This is a genomic window from Pantoea stewartii (assembly GCF_011044475.1).
Lineage (GTDB): Bacteria > Pseudomonadota > Gammaproteobacteria > Enterobacterales > Enterobacteriaceae > Pantoea > Pantoea stewartii.
Map to the genome: position 1 here is coordinate 3,752,148 of NZ_CP049115.1, position 26,472 is coordinate 3,778,619.

Here is a 26,472-nt window from a genome sequence, read left to right on the forward strand (position 1 = left end):
CAGCGCTTTTGTGCAAATTTCAGACGAACAGCAAAAAAGTTTAAATTTGCACTTGCGCTCTGCGAAAGCTTCCCTATAATGCGCCTCCACTGACACGGCACAACGGCTTACGTAACGCGGTGTTCAGCAGAGAACTCCCCGGAGTTTTCGCCGGAGAAAAACTTCTGAAAAAGAGGTTGACTCTGAAGGAGGAAAGCGTAATATACGCCACCTCGCAACAGACGGTTAACCCGCTGGTTGCACTGCTCTTTAACAATTTATCAGACAATCTGTGTGGGCACTCGCAGGATTGATATCCGCGTCTCCGGACGCAAAAAAATATCAAGTCTTAAGAGTGAACACGTAGTGAAATTCATTACGACGTTTTCCTTGAGCATCGCTGCACTGGTTGCAGCAAATCAAACTTTAAATTGAAGAGTTTGATCATGGCTCAGATTGAACGCTGGCGGCAGGCCTAACACATGCAAGTCGGACGGTAGCACAGAGGAGCTTGCTCCTCGGGTGACGAGTGGCGGACGGGTGAGTAATGTCTGGGAAACTGCCCGATGGAGGGGGATAACTACTGGAAACGGTAGCTAATACCGCATAACGTCGCAAGACCAAAGTGGGGGACCTCCGGGCCTCACACCATCGGATGTGCCCAGATGGGATTAGCTTGTAGGCGGGGTAACGGCCCACCTAGGCGACGATCCCTAGCTGGTCTGAGAGGATGACCAGCCACACTGGAACTGAGACACGGTCCAGACTCCTACGGGAGGCAGCAGTGGGGAATATTGCACAATGGGCGCAAGCCTGATGCAGCCATGCCGCGTGTATGAAGAAGGCCTTCGGGTTGTAAAGTACTTTCAGCGGGGAGGAAGGTGCTGAGGTTAATAACCTCAGCAATTGACGTTACCCGCAGAAGAAGCACCGGCTAACTCCGTGCCAGCAGCCGCGGTAATACGGAGGGTGCAAGCGTTAATCGGAATTACTGGGCGTAAAGCGCACGCAGGCGGTCTGTTAAGTCAGATGTGAAATCCCCGGGCTTAACCTGGGAACTGCATTTGAAACTGGCAGGCTTGAGTCTCGTAGAGGGGGGTAGAATTCGTGTAGCGGTGAAATGCGTAGAGATCTGGAGGAATACCGGTGGCGAAGGCGGCCCCGGACGAAGACTGACGCTCAGGTGCGAAAGCGTGGGGAGCAAACAGGATTAGATACCCTGGTAGTCCACGCCGTAAACGATGTCGACTTGGAGGTTGTTCCCTTGAGGAGTGGCTTCCGGAGCTAACGCGTTAAGTCGACCGCCTGGGGAGTACGGCCGCAAGGTTAAAACTCAAATGAATTGACGGGGCCCGCACAAGCGGTGGAGCATGTGGTTTAATTCGATGCAACGCGAAGAACCTTACCTACTCTTGACATCCAGCGAACTTTCCAGAGATGGATTGGTGCCTTCGGGAACGCTGAGACAGGTGCTGCATGGCTGTCGTCAGCTCGTGTTGTGAAATGTTGGGTTAAGTCCCGCAACGAGCGCAACCCTTATCCTTTGTTGCCAGCGATTCGGTCGGGAACTCAAAGGAGACTGCCGGTGATAAACCGGAGGAAGGTGGGGATGACGTCAAGTCATCATGGCCCTTACGAGTAGGGCTACACACGTGCTACAATGGCGCATACAAAGAGAAGCGACCTCGCGAGAGCAAGCGGACCTCATAAAGTGCGTCGTAGTCCGGATCGGAGTCTGCAACTCGACTCCGTGAAGTCGGAATCGCTAGTAATCGTGGATCAGAATGCCACGGTGAATACGTTCCCGGGCCTTGTACACACCGCCCGTCACACCATGGGAGTGGGTTGCAAAAGAAGTAGGTAGCTTAACCCTCGGGAGGGCGCTTACCACTTTGTGATTCATGACTGGGGTGAAGTCGTAACAAGGTAACCGTAGGGGAACCTGCGGTTGGATCACCTCCTTACCTGAAGATACCTTCGTGCGAAGTGCTCACACAGATTGTCTGATAGAAAGCTGAAGAAGCAAGACGGCTGCGAAGTCGAGACACACGTACGTGTCCCCTTCGTCTAGCGGTTAGGACTCCGCCCTTTCACGGCGGCAACAGGGGTTCGAATCCCCTAGGGGACGCCACTTGCTTGGTGACAGGTGAAAGGTGTCTCCACGAAGTATCTCAAAACTGGCCTCAGGGTCACGTTTGAGATATTTGCTCTTTAACAATCCGGAACAAGCTGAAAATTTGAAACGACGCACGTCGTGTTCCTCCGTAATAAGGAACACAGCACGATGCGTTCGGGTCTCTCAAAAGCTTACAGCTTACAAGCAACTGTTATGCAGTAGCGCGCGAGCAGTAAAGAAAGCAAGGCGCGTCGGCGCACAGCCAGCGGAGCGTACTGAAGTACGTGAGCATGGCGGGCACCGCGCAACGATGCATTCTTTACGCGCAGCCGTTACGGTAAACAGATAAACGCCTGTGGGTTGTGAGGTTAAGCGACCAAGCGTACACGGTGGATGCCCTGGCAGTCAGAGGCGATGAAGGGCGTGCTAATCTGCGATAAGCGCCGGTAAGGTGATATGAACCGCTATAACCGGCGATACCCGAATGGGGAAACCCAGTGTGATTCGTCACACTATCATGCAGTGAATCCATAGCGGCATGAGGCGAACCGGGGGAACTGAAACATCTAAGTACCCCGAGGAAAAGAAATCAACCGAGATTCCCCCAGTAGCGGCGAGCGAACGGGGAGGAGCCCAGAACCTGCATCAGCTTGTGCATCAGTGGAAGCGTCTGGAAAGTCGCAGGGTACAGGGTGATACTCCCGTACACAAAGGTGCACAGGCTGTGAGTTCGATGAGTAAGGCGGGACACGTGGTATCCTGTCTGAATATGGGGGGACCATCCTCCAAGGCTAAATACTCCTGACTGACCGATAGTGAACCAGTACCGTGAGGGAAAGGCGAAAAGAACCCCGGCGAGGGGAGTGAAACAGAACCTGAAACCGTGTACGTACAAGCAGTGGGAGCACCTTCGTGGTGTGACTGCGTACCTTTTGTATAATGGGTCAGCGACTTATATTCTGTAGCAAGGTTAACCGTATAGGGGAGCCGCAGGGAAACCGAGTCTTAACTGGGCGTTAAGTTGCAGGGTATAGACCCGAAACCCGGTGATCTAGCCATGGGCAGGTTGAAGGTTGGGTAACACTAACTGGAGGACCGAACCGACTAATGTTGAAAAATTAGCGGATGACCTGTGGCTGGGGGTGAAAGGCCAATCAAACCGGGAGATAGCTGGTTCTCCCCGAAAGCTATTTAGGTAGCGCCTCGTGAACTCATCTCCGGGGGTAGAGCACTGTTTCGGCTAGGGGGCCATCCCGGCTTACCAACCCGATGCAAACTGCGAATACCGGAGAATGTTATCACGGGAGACACACGGCGGGTGCTAACGTCCGTCGTGAAGAGGGAAACAACCCAGACCGCCAGCTAAGGTCCCAAAGTCATGGTTAAGTGGGAAACGATGTGGGAAGGCACAGACAGCCAGGATGTTGGCTTAGAAGCAGCCATCATTTAAAGAAAGCGTAATAGCTCACTGGTCGAGTCGGCCTGCGCGGAAGATGTAACGGGGCTAAACCATGCACCGAAGCTGCGGCAGCGACGCGTAAGCGTTGTTGGGTAGGGGAGCGTTCTGTAAGCCGTTGAAGGTGTGCTGTGAGGCATGCTGGAGGTATCAGAAGTGCGAATGCTGACATAAGTAACGATAAACAAGGTGAAAAACCTTGTCGCCGGAAGACCAAGGGTTCCTGTTCAACGTTAATCGGAGCAGGGTGAGTCGACCCCTAAGGCGAGGCCGAAAGGCGTAGTCGATGGGAAACAGGTTAATATTCCTGTACTTGGTGTTACTGCGAAGGGGGGACGGAGAAGGCTATATCGGCCGGGCGACGGTTGTCCCGGTTTAAGCGTGTAGGTGTGTGCGCCAGGCAAATCCGGTGCACTTTACACTGAGGCGTGACGACGAGGCACTACGGTGCTGAAGTGATAAATGCCCTGCTTCCAGGAAAAGCCTCTAAGCATCAGGTAACACGAAATCGTACCCCAAACCGACACAGGTGGTCAGGTAGAGAATACCCAGGCGCTTGAGAGAACTCGGGTGAAGGAACTAGGCAAAATGGTGCCGTAACTTCGGGAGAAGGCACGCTGGCGCGTAGGTGAGGGGACTTGCTCCCGGAGCCGAGGCCAGTCGAAGATACCAGCTGGCTGCAACTGTTTATTAAAAACACAGCACTGTGCAAACACGAAAGTGGACGTATACGGTGTGACGCCTGCCCGGTGCCGGAAGGTTAATTGATGGGGTTATCCGTAAGGAGAAGCTCTTGATCGAAGCCCCGGTAAACGGCGGCCGTAACTATAACGGTCCTAAGGTAGCGAAATTCCTTGTCGGGTAAGTTCCGACCTGCACGAATGGCGTAATGATGGCCAGGCTGTCTCCACCCGAGACTCAGTGAAATTGAAATCGCTGTGAAGATGCAGTGTACCCGCGGCAAGACGGAAAGACCCCGTGAACCTTTACTACAGCTTGACACTGAACACTGAGCCTTGATGTGTAGGATAGGTGGGAGGCTTTGAAGCGTGGACGCCAGTCTGCGTGGAGCCGTCCTTGAAATACCACCCTTTAATGTTTGGTGTTCTAACGTGGGCCCGTAATCCGGGCTGCGGACAGTGTCTGGTGGGTAGTTTGACTGGGGCGGTCTCCTCCCAAAGCGTAACGGAGGAGCACGAAGGTTGGCTAATCCTGGTCGGACATCAGGAGGTTAGTGCAATGGCATAAGCCAGCTTGACTGCGAGAGTGACGGCTCGAGCAGGTGCGAAAGCAGGTCATAGTGATCCGGTGGTTCTGAATGGAAGGGCCATCGCTCAACGGATAAAAGGTACTCCGGGGATAACAGGCTGATACCGCCCAAGAGTTCATATCGACGGCGGTGTTTGGCACCTCGATGTCGGCTCATCACATCCTGGGGCTGAAGTAGGTCCCAAGGGTACGGCTGTTCGCCGTTTAAAGTGGTACGCGAGCTGGGTTTAGAACGTCGTGAGACAGTTCGGTCCCTATCTGCCGTGGGCGCTGGAGAATTGAGGGGGGTTGCTCCTAGTACGAGAGGACCGGAGTGAACGCACCGCTGGTGTCCGGGTTGTCACGCCAGTGGCACTGCCCGGTAGCTAAGTGCGGAAAAGATAAGTGCTGAAAGCATCTAAGCACGAAACTTGCCCCGAGATGAGTTCTCCCTGAGACTTTAAGTCTCCTGAAGGGACGTTGAAGACGACGACGTTGATAGGCCGGGTGTGTAAGCGCAGCGATGCGTTGAGCTTACCGGTACTAATGACCCGTGAGGCTTAACCTTACAACGCCAGAGGCGTTTTGGTTGAGAGACAGAAGAATTTTCAGCCTTGTTTACCGGATAACGCCGTGCGGCCCGAGGGGGCGGCGCGGCAGACAGAATCTGCCTGGCGGCTGTAGCGCGGTGGTCCCACCTGACCCCATGCCGAACTCAGAAGTGAAACGCCGTAGCGCCGATGGTAGTGTGGGGTCTCCCCATGCGAGAGTAGGGAACTGCCAGGCATTAAATTAAAAAACCTGCACGTAACTTCGGGCAGTTCGCTACTCGACAGAGAGCAGGACAAAAGCGAACGCTTTTGAACGCTCCAACGCAGCGGCCCGAAGGGTGAATCACAGCGTGATTCATAAACTGCCAGGCATTAATTTAAGACCAGCACGCTGGTCATGACCTTACCGGTGACGCGGAAGGGCGAAACACCTGACAGCAGAACGTTTTTCTGCGATCAGTACAGAATCGGTGGAGCGGTAGTTCAGTTGGTTAGAATACCTGCCTGTCACGCAGGGGGTCGCGGGTTCGAGCCCCGTCCGTTCCGCCACTTAATTGGAAAGCCCTGACTTAACGGTCAGGGCTTTTTCCATTTCTACGGCAACCAGCCCAGGGCAATCACTTCACAGCTTATTGATCGCGCATTGGCGTGCTACTCAGTCCTTTCCTTAATATAAAAGACATTACTTCCGCGTACTCTCCCGGCTGCATAATCTTCCTGCTGACCTTCTGGTCTGTCCTCGACTGGCGCTCAGAACAGGCGTTTTTGAAGGTCCGGCTTCACCTCACCCTCTTTGCACTCACCATCAGGCGGTCATTCTCACGACGCCGTATTCGCTTACGCCCTCCTGCGCTTTCAGGGACGCAGAACGGCTGCAAACGAGGCTGGATTTGCGCTGTAAACGTCATCAGAAGATGATGTTTAAACAGTTTGGGGGAGGGAAGTTACTGCTTTCAGGTGTGGGTGTACGGCTGTAACTGAGCCTGTATATGCCAGGGTTGCTCTACTACCCATTCGCTTAAAAAATCAATAAAGGCACGCACGCGCTGGCTTACGCCAAGATCGCTGTAATAGACAGCATTGAACGGCATCTCTACCGGTAAACGTTGATCGGCCAGGATCTCCACCAGACTTCCGTCAGCGATCTCTTTATGCACCATATAATCAGAAAGGCAGGCAATTCCATTACCGTCCAGACAAAGCTGCTTGATGGTTTCTCCGCTGTTAGAATCCAGTTCCGAACGGATGATGTAAAGTTCCCCATCGTTACAGGCGATTGGCCAGCGGTTAAGACGTGGCGCATCAATAAAACCGAGACACTGATGATTATCCAGATCGGCTGCGCGCACAGGAATACCATATTTCTCCAGATACCCGGGAGAGGCAATAAAGCGGCGATAGCTGGTGAACAGCAGTCGTGCCCGCAGGCCTGAATCGGTAAGGCTGCCTGCCCGAATCGCCACATCGACTTTACGCTCGATGAGATTAATGAAGTTTTCAGATGAAATCAGTGAAAGGGCAATCTCGGGATAGCGCTCCCGAAAAGCTTTTATCATGGGCATCAGGAGATGCAGTATGACAGGAGTGGCGGCATCAATACGTAACAATCCCTTGGGCGCATGACGGCTCTCTATCAACGCGTCTTCTGCGGCCGTCATCACCTGAAGAAAATGCTGAACCTGCTGGAAATAACGTTCTCCTTCCTGCGTTAAGGCAAGATTGCGTGTGGTGCGCGTCAGTAAAGCCAGTCCGAGTTTGTTTTCCAGTTTTTTGATCGTGCGGCTGACGGCGGAATTGGCCATCTGCAAGGCGTCCGCCGCGCGGCTGAAGCTCCCGTTTTCAACCACGCTGACAAATACTTTGAGTTCTTCAGAAGATGCCTTCATTGTTTCCTTCACGTGAAATAGCGCCTGAGGCCATATACTGCTAATTAAAGCACAGCCTGCCGTTTACCCCCTTGGCGCGGATGGCTTTTTGGTAAAGCGGGCTAAAGAAGACGAAAGCGGCTTTCCGTCAGGCCGGTTATCTTTTTAGTGGAAGAAACGGTCTGCACAGGCCGGATTACGCCATTCGTGACGACAATAAAGTGGGAGGGCGGTCTCGAACAATCGTCGGCATCGATTGAAACTGCGTACTAAAATCCCTATAACAGATAAGTGACATGAATTTCTGAATGATTAGCCAGGCGGGACAGTGCGCAAAAAAACCTATGCGATGAGATATGTAGCCGGACAGCCAGCGGAAAGGATCTTTCCTCCGGGTGCCATGTTTCATCTCGGCCAGGCACTGCCACCGGGTGAGCCACTCCCCGCCGATCCCACTTTGAAAGTATTAGTATGGAATATCTTTAAGCAGCAGCGCGCTGACTGGATGTCCGTGCTGGAAGGGTTTGGTAAGGATGCCCATTTGGTTCTGCTTCAGGAAGCGCAGACGACGCCCGAGCTAATCCGCTTTGCGACCAGTAACTATCTGGCGGCCGATCAGGTTCCGGCTTTAGTGCTGCCTCAGCACCCCTCTGGCGTCATGACGTTAGCTTCTGCTCACCCTGTTTATTGTTGCCCCCTGCGCGAGCGAGAACCCCTGTTAAGGCTCTCAAAATCCGCCTTAGTCACGGCGTATCCGCTTCCCACGGGCGAGATGCTGATGGTGGTGAACATCCACGCGGTAAATTTTAGCCTGGGCGTGGATGTTTACAGCAAGCAGCTCGGCCCCATTGGCGAACAGATTATCCATCATCGCGGGCCTGTCATTATGGCGGGCGACTTCAACGCCTGGAGCCGCCAGCGCATTAACGCCCTCTATCGCTTTGCGCATCAGATGAAACTGGAAGAGGTGATGTTTACCGCCGACCACCGACGTAAAGCCTTTGGCAGACCTTTAGATTTCGTTTTTTATCGCGATATACACGTCAGTGAAGCCTCGGTTCTGGTGACGCAGGCATCCGACCATAATCCACTTTTGGTTGAGTTCAGTACCAGACGATAAAGGTGACATCAGGCAGGAAAGGGCAGAGAGAACGTGGTCACAGGCAGGATGTAGAATCAAACAAGAAAAAAGGCTGACAAATGTCAGCCTTTTCAACGTATCAGGTATCTGGTGTTGCGTTATTCTTAACGAACAACGTGAGCTCGTCACCAGGCTGAATATCTTTTGCGTTACTCACAACACTGTTCCAGCGCATCACGTCTTTGATGTTAACGCCGTGACGACGGGCGATACTGTCAAGAGAATCACCCTTACGAACGCGATAGGTGATGCTGTTGCTATTATCCGCCAGGCTCGTGCCATTCGAACCCACAGTCAGTAACTGACCGGGACGAATACTGGCACTGCGCAGGTTATTTTGCTGCTTCAGTGCGGCCACGCTGACGCCTAACTTATTCGCAATACCGGATAAGGTATCGCCGCTTCGCACTTTGTAGCCCCCCTCATTGCTGGCTTTCGCCAGTTGTGTGGGCTGCACGGCAGAGATATCACCGGAAGCCAGTGAATCACGCAGCTTTGCGACGTTAGACTTCGGCACCAGAATGTAATGTGGCCCATTGGGTGCTGTTGCGCCGCCTTTATAACCGGTATTGAAGCTCTTCAACTTGGTGAGCGACATCCCCGCCATTTCTGCGGCCTGCGTCAGTTTTATCTGCTGACCCACTTCAACGCGTGCCAGAGCACGGTTTTCGTCAGGCGTCGGCAGTTTGATACCATAACGCTTGTTGTGCTTAAGCAACTCGCTCAAGGCCAACATTTTTGGTACATAAACCGTGGTTTCACGTGGAAGCGAAAGATGCCAGAAGTCGGTAGGCTTACCGCGCGCCTTGTTCTGTTTAATCGCTTTGAGTACCCGTCCTTCTCCGCTGTTGTAAGCCGCCACTGTCAAAAGCCAGTCACCACCAAACATCGTATTAAGACGCTGCATCATATCCAGTGCTACTTTCGTTGAGGCGACAACATCGCGACGACCATCGTAGTAACGGTTCTGTTTTAAACCATAGTTTCGACCCGTACTCCCAACGATCTGCCAGATGCCAGCGGCATTTGCAGATGACGTTGCGTGAGGATCAAAAGCGCTCTCCACTATGGGTAGCAGTACCAGTTCCATCGGCATATTACGTTTCTTAATCTGCTCGACTATCCAGTACATGTACGGCTCTGCCCGTAATGTTACATCGTGGAGATAGCTCTTATTTTTTAAAAACTTTAATTTCTGTTCGCGGATCCGGGCGTTTTCCGGAATCCCCATCTTCAACTCGTCACTAATGAAACGCCAGAGATCATTATCTTCTGCGAGGCCAGTTCCATCTTCCTGCCATCGCGGCGATAAAAGTCGATCACCGTATTTTCCATTTTCACTTTGACCAGCTGAAGACAGACTCTGGGCATGCTGTTCGGGGATATTGGCGTCATTCCGTGATGCCTGACATCCTACCAGCAAGACCGAGGCGAATAATATCGCTTTAGCCTTCATGTGTGTGTCAATAGTTCGCTTAAAAGACGAGCAACTATACGTGACGGTCCTTCACAACACAACCCGAAAAATCAAAAAGCGTCTTTCTTCTCGCGTAGAACAGCAAATGTTTGCCATACGGGCCCAACCCCAGCATCAACGTTTAAAGCGCGTTGTAAATCAGCATCTTGCGTTCGGAGAAATAAATTTATCACGCGCTCATGGGCCAGTTTTGTAGGTAAAGTAATGCGGTTTTCGGCCCGTAAGTCCTTAATTTTATGGTATTCAGCCGTTATTTGCGGATCGTGGGGTAAAATTGCCGCAGCAAACTTCAAATTGGATAAAGTATATTCATGCGCACAGCACACCAATGTGTCTTCCGGGAGCGAATTAAGCTTTTGAAAGGATTGGTACATTTGCTCAGGGGTGCCTTCGAAAAGCCGTCCGCAACCACCTGAGAACATCGTATCTCCACAAAAAAGATAAGGTGCACTGTAATATGAGATATGTCCTAAAGTGTGCCCCGGCGTAGCGATGACCGCGAATGACAGGCCCAAAACGTCAACGTTATCTCCTTCACGCACGCATGTTTTTGCCCCTTTATCTGCCGTTTCCTGCGGACCGTAAACGGCAATCTCGGGAAAATGTTCACAGAGCGTTTTCACGCCACCGACATGATCGTTATGATGATGCGTCAGCAAAATGGCGACAGGCTGCCAGCCATTGGCCTGAATTTTCTCCAGAACCGGCTGGGCTTCACCCGGGTCAACAATCAGGCATTTTCCTTCGTCATCTGTTAACGTCCAGATGTAGTTATCTTGCAGTGCAGGAATGCTGGTAAGATTCATAAATACCTCTCGCTGGTCGTTAAAAGGAAAATGGTAAAGCATGAAGCCCGCCAAGACACGCCAAATCCTGAACGCCCCACGCTCATGGCACGATATGCCATGGGGCATTTACTTTCGCGATGCCCTGACGCAGCAACTTCAGCCTTACCTCGGAAAGCTTTATGGCTTTCATATGCTTAAGCTTGGCAACCTCAGCGCAGAAATCAATACGGAACAGTGCGCGATTTCCCATCAGGTCAGCGTAGGTGTCGAAGGTGAAGGCTTACAGGTCCTGGCGCATCCCACCCAGCTCCCGTTCGAAGCCAAATCTGTCGATGCCTGTTTACTGGCCCATACGTTATCCTGGAGTCAGGATCCCCACCGGGTATTGCGGGAAGTGGACCGGGTATTGATCGATGATGGCTGGATGATAATCAGCGGCTTCAATCCGTTCAGTCTGCTGGGTATCAGTAAAATACTACCCGGAATACAGCGTAAAGCGCCCTGGAGCGGGCGCATGTTCAGCCAGATGCGATTACTGGACTGGCTGGGATTGCTGAATTATGAAGTGGTCTTTCGTACGCGTTTTCAGGTGTTGCCCTGGCACCGGCAGGGCGGCAGAATGATCAGCGCTCACTTACCTGCTTTGGGGTGCCTGAATATCGTCGTTGCGCGTAAGCGCAGTTTCCCCCTCACGCCGACCAAGGCAAGAATGAGTCTGAGCAAAAGGCCTCTGCCGCAGCCTGTGAATGCGACACGGCAGTTCAGACACGTCAACGATCAGGATTCTGGTTGATAGCCGATATCATCAAAAGCCGGATGGTTTGCGGCATGGCGTGCCAGTTCATCGCAGCGTTCATTCTCTGGGTGGCCCGCATGGCCTTTAACCCACTCCCATTGAATCTGATGGGTGCTGAGCGCAGTATCAAGCCGTTGCCACAGATCGACGTTTTTAACCGGCTTCTTATCGGCTGTTTTCCAGCCGCGTTTTTTCCAGTTATGAATCCATTGCGTAATGCCCTGGCGCACATACTGACTGTCGGTACTCAATACCACGTCACAGGGTTGTTTCAGGGCTTCCAGCGAGACGATAGCCGCCATCAGTTCCATGCGATTATTGGTCGTCAGGCGGTAACCGGCGCTAAATGTTTTTTCATGTTGCCCATAACGCAAAATTGCGCCATAACCCCCCGGGCCCGGGTTGCCGAGGCAGGAACCATCGGTATAAATTTCTACCTGTTTGCGCATCTCTGGTAGACTTCCTTCTGACAAAACGCCAAGTCTGACATAAAACGAGCCCTATGAGCACTGCAAATAACCGCCAAATCGTTCTCGATACTGAAACCACCGGTATGAATATGATCGGGGTGCATTATGAAGGTCACCGCATCATTGAGATCGGTGCCGTTGAAGTGGTGAACCGTCGCCTGACAGGGAACAACTTCCACATGTATCTCAAGCCCGATCGGCTGGTCGACCCGGAAGCGTTTGGCGTTCACGGTATTGCCGATGAGTTTCTGCTGGATAAACCGACCTTCAGTGAGATTGCCGATGAGTTTCTTGACTACATCCGTGGTGCAGAACTTGTTATTCATAATGCCTCGTTTGATATCGGCTTTATGGATTATGAGTTCAGCAAGCTTGAGCGCGGCATCGAAAAAACGGAAACCTTCTGCAAGATTACTGACAGCCTGGCGATGGCGCGCCGTATGTTCCCCGGTAAGCGCAACAGCCTCGACGCGCTGTGTTCACGTTACGAGATAGACAACAGTAAGCGTACGTTGCACGGCGCACTGCTCGATGCCGAGATCCTGGCCGAAGTCTTTTTAACCATGACGGGCGGACAAACGTCCTTGTCTTTCTCGTCGGAGGAGGATCGCTCGCGTCAGCAGCAGAGCGAAGGCATTCAGCGCATCGTTCGGCCCACATCAGGATTGCGCGTGGTCACCGCCAGTGATGAGGAAATCAGTCATCACGAATCACGGCTGGATCTGATCATGAAGAAGGGGGGCAGTTGCCTCTGGCGCGCCTGAGTCGCAAAGATTTGTGTGTAAAATCAACATCGGGGCGAAAATAGCAGCAAACGGAAGCGGGCAGGGGGAAAACCGTTGACGGCGAGTAATGATGTGATTAATATGCGCCTCGTTCCCGACGGGGAACAAAGCGCGGAGCGGTAGTTCAGTTGGTTAGAATACCTGCCTGTCACGCAGGGGGTCGCGGGTTCGAGCCCCGTCCGTTCCGCCAAATTTTGACGCCATGCGGGTTATCAGCATGGCGTTTTTGCTTTCTGGCTCTGGACGTTTCTCGTCTTCCTCCCAACAGCCGGTTTCCCCGTCACGTTCAGTGCTATCCCGTATTTTCGACCTGATGCCCGTCGCACCCAATAAATGCCCCATAAAGGCAGGGTAAGAACGACGTTCCCACAGCCAGTCCTCACAGAAACGGACTGACTGACAGTAAGCGTGAATCAGTCTTTCTGCATCGCGACGGCACCCGACGGGATTGTCGTATGTTTTTCTGCAACCTGTTTTTCCCGCGCCACCAGCCAGTAGCAGCTCGCCGCCAGCGCCACGCCGATAAACCAGCTAAAGTTGGCGACCTGATGCAGAGAAGGGATAAAGCTAATCACCAGACAAATAGCGACCGAGGGCAGCAGGGCAACAATGGCTTTCTGGTTAAATCCACCGCGATACCAGTAGCGCCCCTGCGGTGTGGCATCGAACAGATCGTCCACAGAAATACGGCCGCCTTTGATCAGGTAAAAATCGGCTAACAGAATGCCAAACAAAGGCCCGATAAACGAACCCAGTACGTCCAGCGTATAGTGAATCAGTTCAGGCGACTGGAACAGATTCCACGGCGTGAGCAGGACCGAACCCACCGCTGCAATCATCCCCCCGGTACGAAAACTGATTTTCTGAGGCGAGCAGTTAGAAAAATCGAAAGCAGGAGACACGAAGTTCGCCACAATGTTGATGCCAATCGTCGCGGTGATCATGGTCAGTAAGCCAATCGCCACGGCTAAATCGCTGCCAACCATGCTCACGGTTTCGATAGGATCGGTGATCATTTTGCCAAACAAGGACTGCGTACCCGATACAATCACAACGGTCACGATGGAGAACAGCAGGAAATTGAACGGCAGTCCCCAGCGGTTACCCCGGCGAACCTCACTCATGCTTTTGCCGTAGCGAGAAAAGTCACCAAAGTTCAGCAGCGGGCCTGAGAAGTAAGACACGACCAGTGCCGTTGCCGTAATCATCTGCCAGGTTTGTTCACCGACGGACAGCGATTTGCTGGCCAGCGTAAACGAAATACCGTCGAATCCGGTTTTGTATACAATCCAGCCCGCCAGTGCCAGCATGACGACGTAAACGGCGGGACCAGCGATATCAATAAAGCGCTTAATCGCACTCATGCCGTGCCAGAACACCATCGCCTGCAGAACCCACATCACGCCAAAGCAGTACCAGCCCAGTTGCGATAAGCCAAGCCAGTGGCTGTGCGTCAGGCTTTCCAGCGACGGATAAAACTTCAGCAGCACCAGCATCAGCGCATTCGCCGCCAGCCAGGTCTGAATACCGTACCAGGCAAACGCAATCAGGCCGCGGATCACCGCCGGAATATTGGCGCCAAAGACACCGAATGCCTGGCGGCAAATGACCGCATAAGGCACGCCGGCCATCTGGCTGGGTTTAGCGACCAGGTTGGCGCAGAGCTGAACAATACAGATCCCTGCCAGCAAACACAGCAGCACCTGCCAGCTGGCCAGCCCTAATGTGAAGAAGCTTGCCGCGACCACGTAGCCGCCCATGCTGTGCACATCCGACATCCAGAAGGAAAAGATGTTGTACCACGACCAGTTTTGATCACGGGTAGGCGCCAGGTCAGCATTACATAGCTTCGGACTGTATGCTTTTCCGGCTTCAGAGGCCGATGTGTTACCCACCGTTGAATGATTTGGCATGAAACCTGCTCCTCTCAAAGACATGAATAAAATAACCTTGTGAAATCACATTGCAGGATCCAGGCCAGATTTGTTTTTTGTATACAAAATTTATTTTTAACGTATACGATAAGTGACGCAATGATGTTTACCGGAGCGGGTGATGAAGAGTGAAACAGGCCAGAGAACGGCGGCCGATCTGCATGATAAAGATGAACCTATCTATCAGGCGTTAATGAACGCCATTGTCGAACATCAACTGCCGCCCGGCAGCAAATTGCCGGAAGAAGCGCTTTCAGAGGTCTTTGGCGTGAGCCGCACGGGCATCCGTAAGGTCTTGCAGCGCCTTGCTGCGGTGCAAATGATCACGCTCACGCCCAAACGTGGTGCACATGTCGCCACACCGGGCGTGGAGGAAGCGCGGGATATTTTCCGCACCCGAAGCCTGCTTGAGTGCGGCAATCTTTCTGCGGTGCTGGAACATCTGCAGGCACCGCACCTGGCCGGGCTCACGGCCCTGGTTGAGCAGGAAAAAGAGGCGATTGCCCGGCATGACGGGCCGGCGGCGATTCGTCTGTCCGCGGCCTTTCATATTCAGTTGCAGGCGATTTCGGGCAATCAGGTATTAACAGATTTGGTGACGCAACTGGCCCAGCGATCGTCGCTGGTGATTGCCACCTGGGGCGCGCCCTGGCAGCGCGGTTGTCGCTGTGACGATCACGGCCAGTTACTCCAGCGACTCCGGGAAAAAGACCTGGTGTCACTGACCGCCTCGCTGCAGCACCATTTTGAACATATCGTTGCCAGCCTCCATTTTGAGCGCGGAGGCGAAACACTACCGGATTTTTCCCGACTGTTTGCCGGGCATAAAGGAGCCGTATCATGAGCCTGATTCAGGTTATCAATCCCAACACCAGCCAGGCGATGACCGAAACCATCTGTCAGGCGGCCCGCGCGGTGGCCGCACCTGGAACGGACATTATTGCCGTTTGCCCTTCGCAGGGCGTGCCGTCGATTGAAGGGCATTTTGATGAGGCGATAGCGGCAATCGGCGTGCTGGAACAGGTGAAGCTCGGCAAAGCGCAGGGCGTCAGTGGCCATGTGATTGCCTGTTTTGGTGATCCTGGCTTGCTGGCGGCACGCGAACTGGCCAGCGGGCCGGTCATCGGTATCGCGGAGGCGGCCATGCATACCGCCACATTGGTGGCAACGCGTTTTTCAATTGTCACGACGTTGCCCCGCACGCTGGTCATCGCACGCCATTTACTTCAGCAGTACGGTTTTAAGCACCATTGTGCCGCTTTACATGCTATTGATTTACCCGTGCTGGCGCTGGAAGACGGCAGCGGCGTGGCGCAGGAGAAAGTGCGCCAGCGCTGTATCCAGGCAAAGCGGGAAGATGGCTGTGGCGCCATTGTTTTAGGCTGTGGGGGCATGGCAACGCTGGCCGCGTCGCTGACAAAAGAGCTGGAGATGCCGGTGATTGATGGCGTCAGCGCCGCCGTCAAGATGGTGGAATCGCTGGTGGCGCTGGGTTTTGGCACCAGTAAACAAGGCGATTTAGCTTATCCGCTACATAAACCGCTCTCAGGTGTCTTTCAGCACCTAAACTAAGCAGATGTTCCCGTTCAACGACAGGATGCAAGTGATGACTGAAAGCCAGGATAAAAAAACCTACAGCTTCAATAAGAATTACCCGCGTGACCTGATCGGTTACGGTGGAAAGCCTCCACATGCGCGCTGGCCAAAGAAAGCGCGCGTCGCGGTGCAGTTTGTACTCAACTATGAGGAAGGGGCAGAAAACAACGTTTTGCACGGCGACACGGGTTCAGAACAGTTCCTGTCTGACATCATTGGGGCGGCCAGTTATCCGGATCGGCATATGTCGATGGAATCCCTGTACGAGTATGGATCCCGCGCCGGTTTCTGGCGCATTCACAATGAGTTTCAGAAGCGCGGACTGCCCCTGACCGTGTTTGGCGTCGCGATGGCGTTGGCGCGCCACCCGGACATCGTGGACGCCATCAAACAGGCGCAGTATGACGTGGTCAGCCACGGCTGGCGCTGGATCCACTATCAGGGCATTGATGCTAAAACCGAACGTCAGCACATGCAGCAGGCGGTAGATGTGTTAACGGACCTGTTTGGCAAAGCGCCCACAGGCTGGTACACCGGACGCGACAGCCCCAATACGCGGCGGCTGGTGGTGGAACAGGGCGGCTTCAGTTATGACAGCGACTATTATGGTGATGATTTGCCATTCTGGACTCAGGTCACCTGTCAGGACGGTACGGTAAAACCCCATCTGATCATTCCTTACACGCTGGAATGCAACGATATGCGCTTTGCCTCGCCCCAGGGTTTCAATACCGCAGAGCAGTTCTTCACCTATCTGCGCGATACGTTCGACGTGCTGTATGAAGAAGGCGAAACCGCGCCCAAAATGATGTCGGTGGGGATGCACTGCCGCCTGTTAGGTCGCCCGGGAAAATTCCGCGCCTTGCAAAATTTCCTCGACCACATTCAGCAGCATAAAGATGTGTGGATTTGCACCCGGCAGCAGATTGCCGATCACTGGATAAAAACCTACCCCGCGCCAGAGGCGTAATCTCCCGGCGGCAAGCGCGTGACGGCAAAAGGATGTCGCCACGCGCTGCCCCGGTTTCCGGCATTGTCGTCCGCACGGCCCCACTCAGTCACATAACGTGGGATCGGCCTCAATCATCAACTGCTTCATCTCTTCGAAATGCCGCAGAGAGAAGTCGGGGATGCCTTCCCAGTCACGGGCCGTTTTTTCCGCGACCTCGTCGCTCAGCACCTTCAACGGTTGCCCGGTAGACCAGGCGGTGACCAGAATCTGGCAGGCCCGCTCCAGTGTCCAGATATCATCATAGGCCTCGCCCACCGTCTGGGCGGTAACCATAACGCCGTGATTACCCATCAACAGACGACGCTTATCGGTCAGCAGGCTGGCCAGTCGGGCGCCTTCCTCCTGAGTGTCTGCCATGCCCCCGTACAGGGTATCCACCGCGATACGGTTGAAGTAGCGCGCACTGTTTTGATCGACAGGCGGAATGTGTGGCTGCGCCAGACAGGCGACGCTGGTGGTGTAAACCGGATGCAGATGCATCACGACCCGGGTTTCTGGCAGCCGCTGATGAATTTGCCCATGGATCGACCAGGCCGTGGCGTCTACATCATCCCGCTCTCCACAGGCGGTATCGTCTGCATTGAGCAGCAGCAGGTCGCTGGCGCGAAGCCGTGAAAAGTGTTTCCACTTTGGGTTCATCAGAAACTGCTTACCATCCGGTGAAACTGCGGCACTGAAATGGTTCGCTACCGCCTCATGCATGCCCAGGTGGGCAATAATGCGAAAGGCCGCCGCCAGATCGATACGGGTCTGCTCTTCAAAAGAAAGCGCCATATTCCCTCCTGAAAATGAACGCGTGACGGGCACGCGTTTGAGATTAAGGTTTTGGCATCAGGGTGTTGAGATCGTCGGCTGTTGGCGCTTCAAAATGGTATTTTTTGAGCAGCGCGGCATATTCAGGCGTTTTACTGAACGTAGCCAGCGCAGCGACCAGGGCTTTTTTCACCTCTGTATTGTCCTTCTTCACGCCAAAACCGTTTAACACCGGATAGATAAGTGTCGTGGAGGAAATCTGAATACGGTCGCCCAGCTTTTGCACCACGCCACGCGCCACGGCGGCATCGGTAATCTGTGCTTCGACCGCATGGGAGAGCATCGCCTGCGTTGTCTGCGGATCGGTCGAATATTCGCTAATCGCGATGGGGGGTTTACCGTTTTTCACACAGTAGTCGTCAGACAGTTTGTGTAACTGCTGCAACCACGACGTGGCGCCCATCGAACCGATTTTATGGCCGCAGAAATCTTCAGGCGTTTTGGGTTGGTAATCGCTTCCCTTCAACGACAGGATAGCTTCGCCGCTTTTCAGATAGGGAATCATGTCGATCACTTTCATGCGATCGGCGGTGATGTACATCGACGAATTAGTCATATCAAACCGGTTACTCTGCAAGCCGGTAATCAGGTTAGGGAAACGGGTATCAATGTTAACGGCCTGACGGCCCATCACTTTGGCCAGACCATCAAGAAACTCAATGTCAAAGCCGGCGGGTTTATTATCCTTCATGTACTCATACGGAAAGAAGGTCATATCCGATCCGGCGATAATTTTGCCGGGTTGTAAAAAGGCTGAGGCGTTAAAGGACGCCAGTACAGCGCCTGCGACAAGCAGACTTAACACGTAGGTTTTCATCATTATTCTCTCTCTGAAAAATGCCATCAGACGTTGGCAAGATCTTTACCGGCCTGTTGAACAAAAAACGAAGCACCGCGCGGTTTCTGCGGCAGGCGGAAGGCGTTTGCGGTGCTGCGGATCATGCCGCTCTCCTGACCGTAAACCAGCGTGCCCGCATCCGGGCTGGGTAACGGGTTTTCACCGAACGGCAGTGCATCTTCAGCGGCGTACACGGCGATAAACAGTGTGCGCGGCCATTCGGTTTCATTGGGACTGGAGGCGTGCAGCAGTCGGGTATGCATAAAGCACACAGAACCCGAGGGACCAAAACAGGCGGTAGGCTGCTGGCACTGTTCTTTCACCACTGCGGGATCAACGGCACCGGTAAAGCGGCCACCCTGCCAGTGTGAATAAAGCGGCCCCTGATGGCTGCCCGGCACCACGTTCAGCGGACCATTTTCCGGCGTGACCTCACTGACCATCAGCAGCGCGGTCACGATATCGTCGTTGCTGTGCGGGGTGAACAGGAAATCCTGGTGCCACTCCACTTTCGTTGCGGTATGGGGCAGTTTCGAGTTGATCTTACTGTGATGATAGCGTGCACCGCTGCCCCCGATTAACTGTCCGGCAATCTGCGCCATACGTGACTGCAGTGCCGCATGGCGATAGGCGGCAGAGATATCGTTCGGTGAGCTGACGCGGCGCAAAGAAGGATGATCGGCACGGTGATCGCTCTCAATATCGAAACGCGGACGCCCATCCTGCGTATCGCCCCAGGGCGCATTCTGGCTGCGGCTTTCCTCAACCCACTGGTCAAAGTCGTGTTGTAGCGCTGCGATTTCATCGCTTGTCAGGACATTTTCAACTACCAGAAATCCCTGCTGGTGATACTGATCTACCTGCCACTGTTCAATCATGGTCGTGCCCTCGTGATTAATACATCGTTACGCCAGCGAGACATCCTTCAGAAAAGCTTCCACGCGCGGATGCTGGCCATCGCGTAGAGCCTGCGGCGCGTCGTCACAGACCACGCGTCCTTTTTCCATAAAGACAATCCGGTCAGACACCTTGAAGGCGAAGTTCATCTCATGAGTCACGATCACCATGGTGATGCCCTCGCTTGCCAGGGCTTCAATGACCTGAAGCACTTCATTCACTTTTTCGGGATCCAGTGCAGAGGTGGGTTCATCGAACAGCATGATTTGCGGACGCATCATCAAGGCACGTGCGATAGCCACGCGTTGCTGCTGACCGCCGGAGAGCTGATGAGGGTACTTCCACGCATGGTCGAGCATGCCGACTTTAAAAAGCAGCGCAGCAGCCTGCTGTTTTAATACCGCGGCAGGCGCGAGCTTGTGATAGCGAGGCGCCAGCAACAGGTTGTCCATAACGCTGAGATGACTGAACAAATTAAAGCTCTGAAAGACCATCCCGATATTAAGACGATGCTCTGCATGCTCAACGAAGCGTGGCTTGCGTTGCTCTCCCTGCTGACTGAGATGAATAAAGGGTTTTCCGTTAATACGAATTTCACCGTTATCGATCTGCTCCAGACCATTAAGCAGGCGAATCAGCGTGGTTTTTCCTGAACCTGAAGGCCCGATTACGGAAACCACTTCGCCAGGATGGATCTGCAGGTTAACGGCGCCCAGCACTTCAACATTGTTGTAAGCCTTGTGCAGACGCAGGGCCTGCAACGCTGGTCCGCTGGCGTGAAACGCCTGACGGACAGGATTCACCGCTGCGCGTTGTGCGAGTTCGAAAAGATGTGCATCAGGTTTGCCGGACGGTTGGCGTTGTGTCACGTCCAGATAGCGCTCCAGCTGTTTCAGCAGGAAGTCAAAGACGGTAACGATCAGCACGTAATAGAAGGCCACTGCCGCCATGGTTTCCATGACCAGAAAGTTTTGCGAGTAGAGTCGCTGGCCGACCATCAAAATTTCGGTAAGCGAGATAACAGAGACCAGTGACGTCAGCTTCACGATCGCGATGTATTCATTCGCCAGTGCCGGTAAGGCCACACGCAGTGCCTGCGGGATAATGATGCGCCACTGAATGCCTGCATAGCGTAATCCCAGTGCCCGGGCAGCCTCGCTCTGGCCTTTGGGAATCGCCAGCAGCCCGCCACGGTGAATCTCTGCGATATAGGCGCTTTCACACATGGTCAGCGCAATAAATCCTGCCCAGAATGGATCGCTCAGTACCATCGACGTGGCGGGCAATGCCTGAGGCAGGTTATAAACAAAGATCAGCAGCACCAGCAAAGGCAGGCTACGAAAGAGCCAGATATAAAACCGGGCCGGCAGCGTCAATAAGGGATGGCGCGACTGCTTGGCCAGCGCCAGGATAAATCCCGCAATAATGCTCGTTCCCCAGGTCAGCAGGCTCAGTTTGATGACAGTCCATGTCGCCAGCCAAAAATTAGCGTCGCTAAACAGACTGAACATATAGTTCCAGTTAAATGTCATGGGCTTGCTCACATTAAACAGAAGGGGTGAATAATTCTGTAATTCACTATGGCGGCAGGACGGGAACGATAGCAATTAGTAATTTGCTGGCTTCTGATTTTAAAAAAACTATCCAACTGTTATATCCCTTTTTAAACGGTGTCTTTTTAACAGGGCCGGGCAATAATTAACGTATTCTTTCCCTGTTTGCGCTTATTTAGGGCAGCACGCTGATCATTGCGACGCAGGGTGAGAGTTATTGGTGCAATTTCTTTTTGATGATTACGTTTCTGCCAGACGTAAAAAAACAGGTGGAATGGCGTTAATACATAAACGGCGTTCAGGTGGAACGGGCAGGTAAGTGGCACAGCATTTGCAGTGCTGCTTAGGCCGGAACGAAGCAAGGTGTCTTGCTGACTATAAAAAACAGAGGTAACGCCATGAGTCGCTTTACACTTAAACAGCTCAGATATTTCGTCGCCGTGGTGGAGACGGAAAGCATTGCGGAAGCCTCGCGTCAGTTGCATATCGCCCAGCCCTCCATTTCCGTTTCCATCAAAAACCTGGAGGACGCCTTCGATCAGCAACTGCTCATCCGCCATCACGCACAGGGTGTTTCGCTGACGCCTGGCGGCCGCCGTTTTTACGAAAAGGCGCAGGAGCTGCTACGTCTGACACACGAGTTTGAGCAAAACTCACGTGCAGATAACACCCTGATTTCAGGCACGATTGCGGTGGGATGCTTTGAATCTGCGGCGCCGCTGTATATGCCCAAACTGATAGCCGGGTTTAAAAAACACTATCCGGATATTACCATTGAACTGTACGACGGCGAGCAGCATGAACTGATGCATGGACTCCATCGCGGACGTTTTGATCTGGCTTTTCTCTACGATCTCGAGCTGGATAACACCATTCAAAAAACCACGTTAAACGCCCCGCATAAACCTTACGCGCTCCTGCCGGTAAACCATCCACTGGCACAAAAATCCCTGGTCACGCTGCGTGAGCTGAGTCAGGAACCTATGATTTTGCTGGATGCGGTACCCAGCAGGAATTACTTCATCAATATTTTCAAAAGCAAAGGGTACCACCCGCAGGTAGCCTACAGTTCGCCCTCCATTGAAATGGTGCGTTGCATGGTAGGACAGGGGCTGGGGTTTTCAGTTCTGGTCACCCGCCCCTGTACTGATGTGACTTATGACGGTGAAAAGCTGGCGCAGATTGATATTGAAGATGATATGGAAGCCTCGACGTTAATCATGGCCTGGTTAAGTCATAATGAACCGACGCGACCGACAAAACTTTTTATGGACTATTGCCAGAATAGTGCGTTGGGGCCCACCGTGTAAAAAGTGCCGCGCAATTACCGTGCTGTTTGGTAAGAAAAAGAAATGTATTTGCGGTAAATCACATCGGCTAATTTCGCGCTTTATTCGCTGAGTGGCTTTAATAACCGGGCACGTATCTTCTGCTTATTAATTTCTTATTCAGATATTAGCTTTATAATATTTTACCCATTCATCTGCCTCAAATAGTCTTGGCGCTGGCGCGTGTCAGGAACACGTCATTAAAACGTCGGGCTTGAGGATGATGGAATGACAATATCAGAGCAAGAAACAGATACCCTGGTGATTGGGGCAGGGCAGGCCGGCATCGCCATGAGCGAGCATCTGGGGCGGCTCGGCATTCCGCATTGCGTGCTGGAAAAAAATCGTATTGCCGAAGCGTGGCGAACCCGGCGCTGGGACTCGCTGGTCGCCAACGGCCCGGCCTGGCACGATCGGTTTCCCGGCATGACTTTTCCGGGGCAGGATCCTGACAGCTTTGTGCCTAAAGAACAGATTGCTGACTATTTTGAAGCGTATGTGCAGCATATCGAGGCGCCTGTCAAAACGGGCGTCGAAGTCATCAGCGTGGTACCGCGTGTCGGGCGCAGCGGGTTCGACGTCTCAACCTCCGCTGGTCCGATCGTTGCCCGGCGCGTAGTCGTCGCCACAGGGCCTTTTCAGAAGCCTGTGATTCCCGCCATTGCGCCCACGGATACGCGATTCACCCAGTTACATTCGGCGGACTACCGTAACCCGCAACAACTGCCTGAAGGTGGTGTGCTGGTTATCGGCGCGGGCTCGTCAGGGGTGCAGATTGCCGATGAGCTTCAGCGTGCAGGAAAAGACGTGTGGCTCTCCGTTGGTCCCCACGATCGTCCGCCTCGCCGCTATCGCAACCGGGACTTTTGCTGGTGGTTAGGGGTCCTTGGCCTGTGGGATGCGGCAGCCAGCCAACCGGGGAAAGAACACGTCACCATCGCGGTCAGCGGCGCGCGCGGCGGGCATACCGTCGACTTTCGCAAACTGGCGGAGCAGGGCATCAACCTGGTCGGATTGACGGAGCGCTTTTCCGGCGAGGTCGTGACCTTTAAGCCCGATCTGGCGCAAAACATTGCCGCAGGCGATGAAAACTATTTATCCCTGCTGGATGCGGCCGATGCCTGGGTTGAACGCCATGGCCTGAATTTACCCGAGGATCCGGCCGCACGCACCTTTCTGCCCGATCCGGAAAGCGTCTCGCATCCCGTGCAGTCGCTCAATCTGGTCCGTGCAGGGATCACGACGCTCATCTGGGCGACAGGCTATGCCACGGATTATACCTGGCTGAAGGTTAACGCCTTTGACGAGAAAAACAGACCTCTCCATCAACGCGGCGTCTCCCCGGAGTCCGGACTCTATTTCCTCGGGCTGCCCTGGCAGTCGCGCCGCGGCTCCTCGTTTATCTGGGGCGTGTGGCATGACGCAAAGTATGTTGCCGACCATATTGCTATTCAGCGCCAGTATCAGGATTACCGTGCCGCGTCAGAAAACTGAACCAGGAGACTGCTGTTATGCCAACCCATACTCGTATTCGGATGTTTAACACCAAAGAAACGTACCCTAATCAAACGCTGGACAACGATCTCTGCCAGGCAGTACGTGCAGGTAACACGGTGTACCTGCGCGGCCAGGTCGGCACTGACTTCGACGGTAATCTGATTGGCCTGGGCGATCCGGCCGCGCAGGCGGCGCAGGCGATGAAAAATGTGAAGCAACTGCTGGAAGAGGCGGGGAGCGATCTGTCGCATATTGTCAAAACCACCACGTATATAGTCGACCCGCGTTATCGCGAACCGGTCTACCGGGAAGTCGGAAAGTGGCTAAAAGGTGTTTTCCCCGTCTCAACAGGGCTGGTGATTTCGGCTCTGGCACAGCCGCAATGGCTGATGGAAATTGATGTCATTGCGGTGATTCCGGATGACTGGAAACGTGGAGCAGACCAATGACCTTATCAGTGACGGCACGGTGTGAAGAAACCGGTCAGCTCGGCATCGCTATCAGTTCATCCAGCATTGCGGTAGGCGCGCGCTGTCCCTGGCTCCAGGCCGGCGTGGGTGCCGTATCCAGCCAGAATATTACGTTGCCCTCTCTGGGGCAGCAGATTCTGTTGCATCTGGATCAGGGCAGCGATCTGAACGTGGCGCTAAAGCGGGCGCTGGCTGGCGACAGATTCAGTGATTACCGCCAGGTCGCCGCGATTGATATTCAGGGTAACACAGCGTTTTTCAGTGGCAGCAAGACGCTGGGTATCTGGAGCATGGCCGAAGGAAAAAACTGTATCGCCGCAGGCAATATGCTGGCGAACAAGGACGTAACGGCATCCATGTGCGCAGCCTTTGAAGCGGCCTCCGGTGAACTGGCCAGTCGGCTGCTTGCCGCCCTTCAGGCCGGCGTGGCGGCAGGCGGAGAAGCCGGGCCGTTACATTCAGCTGCGCTCAAACTTGTGGATGATTATCCCTGGCCGCTGGTGGATCTGCGTATCGACTGGACCGGGCACGACCCTGTCGGGCAGTTGACACAACTGTGGCTTGCCTATGAACCCCAGATGGAAGCCTATGTCACGCGCGCGCTGGATCCGCGTGAGGCACCGGCCTATGGTGTGCCCGGCGATGAATGAGACGTTACGGGCGCTTCTGGCCTCTCTGCTGGCCTTTGACACAACCAGTCGGGTGTCAAACCTGGCCCTGATCCAGTTTATTGACGACTACCTGACTGACAGAGGCATAACGACGCAGTGGCTGTATGACGACAGCGGTAAAAAAGCCAATCTGTATGCGCGTCTGGGGCCGGAGGGCGAAGGCGGCGTTATGCTGTCAGGGCATACGGACGTGGTGCCGGTTGAGGGGCAAAACTGGTCCGTGCCGCCTTTCGCCCTGACGGAACGTGACGGACGATATTACGGTCGGGGAAGCGCCGATATGAAAGGCTTTATTGCCTGCGTGCTGGCCATGCTGGATGCGTTTCTTCAGCAGCCTCTGCGCATGCCTTTGCATCTGGCGTTTTCCTGTGACGAAGAGGTGGGGTGCCTGGGCGTGCGCTCGCTGGTGGCGATGCTCAATGCCTCACCGGCAAAACCGGCGATGTGTATTGTGGGTGAGCCGACCGCCATGCAGCCGGTTTACGGACATAAGGGAAAACGGGCGGTGCGCTGTCGGGTGCAGGGCCACGCCTGCCACTCTGCCTATACGCATCAGGGCGTGAATGCGGTTCACTACGCCGCCCGGTTAATTGCGCATCTTTTGCAGCAGGAAGAAGCGTTAAAGCTGCAACGTGACGAACGGTTTGAACCGCCTTACAGCACGCTGCAGATTGGCACGATTCAGGGCGGGACAGCACTGAATATTGTTCCTGAGACCTGCCAGTTTGATATGGAGTGGCGAACGCTGCCTGGTACGGATGCTCAGGCGCTGTATGACAGCGTACGCCACTTCGCCGAAGCAGAACTGGTGCCTGAAATGCAGCGCACTGAACCGTTGTGCAACATTACCTTTCAACCACTGAGCGATTACCCCGGCTTATTGACCGATCCGCAGACCGACTTTGCCCGCTGGCTGGCGCAGTGGAGCGGACATAACGAGTTCGCTACGGTCGCCTTTGGCACCGAAGGGGGATTATTTGACGAGATTGGGGTAGCCACGTTGGTCTGCGGGCCGGGAAGCATGGAACAGGGACACAAAGCAGATGAGTTTGTCAGTCTTGAACAGCTTGAACGCTGTATGGCAATGCTACAAAACCTGCGTCAGTGGATGGCGGTAACGTCCACCAATAAAGCCACGCAGGGTGGAGCGCGCCGCGCGGCCAGATGATCGGCAAAAACGTTTGCGGGTGC

General features: G+C 53.9%; 20 protein-coding genes, 3 tRNA genes and 3 rRNA genes. 17 read left to right on the plus strand and 9 right to left on the minus strand.

The window, feature by feature from the left end:
* Window positions 1–407 precede the first annotated feature (407 nt).
* From G5574_RS17610 to G5574_RS17630, 5 genes are all read left to right on the plus strand, one after another.
* Window positions 408–1,943, plus strand: a 16S ribosomal RNA gene (locus G5574_RS17610).
* A gap of 92 nt (window positions 1,944–2,035) precedes the next feature.
* Window positions 2,036–2,110, plus strand: a tRNA-Glu gene (locus tag G5574_RS17615).
* A 351-nt stretch (window positions 2,111–2,461) separates the two neighbouring features.
* Window positions 2,462–5,367: ribosomal RNA gene (locus G5574_RS17620) — 23S ribosomal RNA — on the plus strand.
* A gap of 102 nt (window positions 5,368–5,469) precedes the next feature.
* Window positions 5,470–5,585, plus strand: a 5S ribosomal RNA gene (gene rrf / locus G5574_RS17625).
* Together the 16S, 23S and 5S rRNA genes with 2 tRNA genes alongside form the textbook arrangement of a ribosomal RNA operon.
* A 237-nt stretch (window positions 5,586–5,822) precedes the next feature.
* Window positions 5,823–5,899 (plus strand) — tRNA-Asp (locus G5574_RS17630).
* Window positions 5,900–6,303: 404 nt separating this feature from the next.
* Here G5574_RS17630 and yafC read toward each other — a convergent pair.
* A complete protein-coding gene (gene yafC / locus G5574_RS17635) occupies window positions 6,304–7,236 on the minus strand; it encodes a DNA-binding transcriptional regulator YafC (protein WP_054632945.1) in 933 nt (310 codons plus the stop codon).
* 307 nt (window positions 7,237–7,543) lie between these two features.
* On the opposite strand from yafC, the gene G5574_RS17640 reads away from it, so the two are divergent.
* The gene (locus tag G5574_RS17640; protein ID WP_006117999.1) at window positions 7,544–8,335 is read left to right on the plus strand and encodes an endonuclease/exonuclease/phosphatase family protein; all 792 of its coding nucleotides are present in this window, start codon (window positions 7,544–7,546) and stop codon (window positions 8,333–8,335) included.
* A gap of 100 nt (window positions 8,336–8,435) precedes the next feature.
* Here the strand turns inward: G5574_RS17640 and mltD are convergent, their stop codons facing one another.
* Entirely contained in the window at window positions 8,436–9,812 is a 1,377-nt protein-coding gene (gene mltD, locus G5574_RS17645) for a murein transglycosylase D (protein ID WP_033738490.1), read from the minus strand.
* A gap of 71 nt (window positions 9,813–9,883) precedes the next feature.
* Window positions 9,884–10,639: a hydroxyacylglutathione hydrolase gene (gloB, locus tag G5574_RS17650; protein ID WP_054688126.1), complete on the minus strand. Its 756-nt coding sequence runs from the start codon at window positions 10,637–10,639 to the stop codon at window positions 9,884–9,886.
* Window positions 10,640–10,679: 40 nt separating this feature from the next.
* On the opposite strand from gloB, the gene G5574_RS17655 reads away from it, so the two are divergent.
* Window positions 10,680–11,414 (plus strand): class I SAM-dependent methyltransferase, encoded by a 735-nt coding sequence (locus tag G5574_RS17655; RefSeq protein WP_033738493.1) that lies wholly within the window; start codon window positions 10,680–10,682, stop codon window positions 11,412–11,414.
* Here G5574_RS17655 and rnhA read toward each other — a convergent pair.
* Window positions 11,399–11,866, minus strand: a complete 468-nt coding sequence (gene rnhA, locus G5574_RS17660) for a ribonuclease HI (RefSeq protein ID WP_006118003.1) — start codon at window positions 11,864–11,866, stop codon at window positions 11,399–11,401. The genes G5574_RS17655 and rnhA overlap by 16 nt on opposite strands.
* Window positions 11,867–11,919: 53 nt before the next feature.
* Here rnhA and dnaQ point away from each other — a divergent pair, with 53 nt between their 5' ends.
* Both dnaQ and G5574_RS17670 read left to right on the plus strand, forming a co-directional pair.
* Window positions 11,920–12,651, plus strand: a complete 732-nt coding sequence (dnaQ, locus tag G5574_RS17665; protein WP_006118004.1) for a DNA polymerase III subunit epsilon — start codon at window positions 11,920–11,922, stop codon at window positions 12,649–12,651.
* Window positions 12,652–12,785: 134 nt separating this feature from the next.
* Window positions 12,786–12,862 (plus strand) — tRNA-Asp (locus G5574_RS17670).
* A gap of 223 nt (window positions 12,863–13,085) precedes the next feature.
* Here G5574_RS17670 and G5574_RS17675 read toward each other — a convergent pair.
* The gene (locus G5574_RS17675; protein WP_164482981.1) at window positions 13,086–14,585 is read right to left on the minus strand and encodes an NCS1 family nucleobase:cation symporter-1; all 1,500 of its coding nucleotides are present in this window, start codon (window positions 14,583–14,585) and stop codon (window positions 13,086–13,088) included.
* Window positions 14,586–14,727: 142 nt separating this feature from the next.
* On the opposite strand from G5574_RS17675, the gene G5574_RS17680 reads away from it, so the two are divergent.
* The 3 genes from G5574_RS17680 to puuE are packed head-to-tail and all read left to right on the plus strand — an operon-like array spanning window position 14,728 to window position 17,172.
* Window positions 14,728–15,450 carry a GntR family transcriptional regulator gene (locus G5574_RS17680; RefSeq protein WP_039338613.1) on the plus strand — a complete coding sequence of 241 codons (723 nt, stop codon included), beginning with the start codon at window positions 14,728–14,730 and terminating at the stop codon, window positions 15,448–15,450.
* Window positions 15,447–16,178: an allantoin racemase gene (hpxA, locus tag G5574_RS17685; RefSeq protein WP_164482982.1), complete on the plus strand. Its 732-nt coding sequence runs from the start codon at window positions 15,447–15,449 to the stop codon at window positions 16,176–16,178. The genes G5574_RS17680 and hpxA overlap by 4 nt, the downstream gene beginning before the upstream one ends.
* A 34-nt stretch (window positions 16,179–16,212) precedes the next feature.
* Window positions 16,213–17,172 carry an allantoinase PuuE gene (gene puuE, locus G5574_RS17690; protein WP_033738501.1) on the plus strand — a complete coding sequence of 320 codons (960 nt, stop codon included), beginning with the start codon at window positions 16,213–16,215 and terminating at the stop codon, window positions 17,170–17,172.
* 84 nt (window positions 17,173–17,256) lie between these two features.
* Here puuE and G5574_RS17695 read toward each other — a convergent pair whose 3' ends face one another.
* Genes G5574_RS17695 through G5574_RS17710 form a run of 4 tightly spaced genes read right to left on the minus strand, consistent with a single transcriptional unit; the run spans window position 17,257 to window position 21,294 of the window.
* Window positions 17,257–17,988, minus strand: a complete 732-nt coding sequence (locus tag G5574_RS17695) for a class II aldolase and adducin N-terminal domain-containing protein (protein ID WP_162286965.1) — start codon at window positions 17,986–17,988, stop codon at window positions 17,257–17,259.
* A 43-nt stretch (window positions 17,989–18,031) separates the two neighbouring features.
* A complete protein-coding gene (locus G5574_RS17700) occupies window positions 18,032–18,847 on the minus strand; it encodes an ABC transporter substrate-binding protein (protein WP_039338605.1) in 816 nt (271 codons plus the stop codon).
* 23 nt (window positions 18,848–18,870) lie between these two features.
* Window positions 18,871–19,743, minus strand: coding sequence for a phytanoyl-CoA dioxygenase family protein (locus G5574_RS17705; RefSeq protein WP_039338604.1), 873 nt, complete (start codon window positions 19,741–19,743; stop codon window positions 18,871–18,873).
* Window positions 19,744–19,770: 27 nt separating this feature from the next.
* Window positions 19,771–21,294, minus strand: coding sequence for an amino acid ABC transporter permease/ATP-binding protein (locus tag G5574_RS17710; protein ID WP_039338602.1), 1,524 nt, complete (start codon window positions 21,292–21,294; stop codon window positions 19,771–19,773).
* 419 nt (window positions 21,295–21,713) lie between these two features.
* Between G5574_RS17710 and G5574_RS17715 the strand changes: the two genes are divergently transcribed.
* The 5 genes from G5574_RS17715 (at window position 21,714) to argE (ending at window position 26,449) form a co-directional block, all read left to right on the plus strand.
* Window positions 21,714–22,625: a LysR substrate-binding domain-containing protein gene (locus G5574_RS17715; RefSeq protein WP_033738508.1), complete on the plus strand. Its 912-nt coding sequence runs from the start codon at window positions 21,714–21,716 to the stop codon at window positions 22,623–22,625.
* A 246-nt stretch (window positions 22,626–22,871) separates the two neighbouring features.
* Entirely contained in the window at window positions 22,872–24,137 is a 1,266-nt protein-coding gene (locus tag G5574_RS17720) for a flavin-containing monooxygenase (protein ID WP_164482983.1), read from the plus strand.
* A 17-nt stretch (window positions 24,138–24,154) separates the two neighbouring features.
* Window positions 24,155–24,589 (plus strand): RidA family protein, encoded by a 435-nt coding sequence (locus tag G5574_RS17725; protein ID WP_033738510.1) that lies wholly within the window; start codon window positions 24,155–24,157, stop codon window positions 24,587–24,589.
* Entirely contained in the window at window positions 24,586–25,260 is a 675-nt protein-coding gene (locus G5574_RS17730; RefSeq protein ID WP_033738511.1) for a DUF1028 domain-containing protein, read from the plus strand. Before G5574_RS17725 ends, G5574_RS17730 begins: the two co-directional genes overlap by 4 nt.
* Window positions 25,238–26,449: an acetylornithine deacetylase gene (argE, locus tag G5574_RS17735; protein ID WP_164483254.1), complete on the plus strand. Its 1,212-nt coding sequence runs from the start codon at window positions 25,238–25,240 to the stop codon at window positions 26,447–26,449. The genes G5574_RS17730 and argE overlap by 23 nt, the downstream gene beginning before the upstream one ends.
* Window positions 26,450–26,472 lie beyond the last annotated feature (23 nt).

Excerpts from the sequence above, each read along its gene's own strand:
- G5574_RS17705 (WP_039338604.1), bottom strand. The coding sequence starts at position 19,743 with ATGATTGAACAGTGGCAGGTAGATCAGTATCACCAGCAGGGATTTCTG.
- G5574_RS17680 (WP_039338613.1), top strand. The coding sequence starts at position 14,728 with ATGAAGAGTGAAACAGGCCAGAGAACGGCGGCCGATCTGCATGATAAA.
- mltD (WP_033738490.1), bottom strand. The coding sequence starts at position 9,812 with ATGAAGGCTAAAGCGATATTATTCGCCTCGGTCTTGCTGGTAGGATGT.
- G5574_RS17675 (WP_164482981.1), bottom strand. The coding sequence starts at position 14,585 with ATGCCAAATCATTCAACGGTGGGTAACACATCGGCCTCTGAAGCCGGA.
- G5574_RS17730 (WP_033738511.1), top strand. The coding sequence starts at position 24,586 with ATGACCTTATCAGTGACGGCACGGTGTGAAGAAACCGGTCAGCTCGGC.
- argE (WP_164483254.1), top strand. The coding sequence starts at position 25,238 with ATGGTGTGCCCGGCGATGAATGAGACGTTACGGGCGCTTCTGGCCTCT.
- yafC (WP_054632945.1), bottom strand. The coding sequence starts at position 7,236 with ATGAAGGCATCTTCTGAAGAACTCAAAGTATTTGTCAGCGTGGTTGAA.
- G5574_RS17655 (WP_033738493.1), top strand. The coding sequence starts at position 10,680 with ATGAAGCCCGCCAAGACACGCCAAATCCTGAACGCCCCACGCTCATGG.
- G5574_RS17700 (WP_039338605.1), bottom strand. The coding sequence starts at position 18,847 with ATGATGAAAACCTACGTGTTAAGTCTGCTTGTCGCAGGCGCTGTACTG.
- G5574_RS17720 (WP_164482983.1), top strand. The coding sequence starts at position 22,872 with ATGACAATATCAGAGCAAGAAACAGATACCCTGGTGATTGGGGCAGGG.
- rnhA (WP_006118003.1), bottom strand. The coding sequence starts at position 11,866 with ATGCGCAAACAGGTAGAAATTTATACCGATGGTTCCTGCCTCGGCAAC.
- G5574_RS17725 (WP_033738510.1), top strand. The coding sequence starts at position 24,155 with ATGCCAACCCATACTCGTATTCGGATGTTTAACACCAAAGAAACGTAC.
- hpxA (WP_164482982.1), top strand. The coding sequence starts at position 15,447 with ATGAGCCTGATTCAGGTTATCAATCCCAACACCAGCCAGGCGATGACC.
- dnaQ (WP_006118004.1), top strand. The coding sequence starts at position 11,920 with ATGAGCACTGCAAATAACCGCCAAATCGTTCTCGATACTGAAACCACC.
- gloB (WP_054688126.1), bottom strand. The coding sequence starts at position 10,639 with ATGAATCTTACCAGCATTCCTGCACTGCAAGATAACTACATCTGGACG.
- G5574_RS17695 (WP_162286965.1), bottom strand. The coding sequence starts at position 17,988 with ATGGCGCTTTCTTTTGAAGAGCAGACCCGTATCGATCTGGCGGCGGCC.
- G5574_RS17715 (WP_033738508.1), top strand. The coding sequence starts at position 21,714 with ATGAGTCGCTTTACACTTAAACAGCTCAGATATTTCGTCGCCGTGGTG.
- puuE (WP_033738501.1), top strand. The coding sequence starts at position 16,213 with ATGACTGAAAGCCAGGATAAAAAAACCTACAGCTTCAATAAGAATTAC.
- G5574_RS17710 (WP_039338602.1), bottom strand. The coding sequence starts at position 21,294 with ATGACATTTAACTGGAACTATATGTTCAGTCTGTTTAGCGACGCTAAT.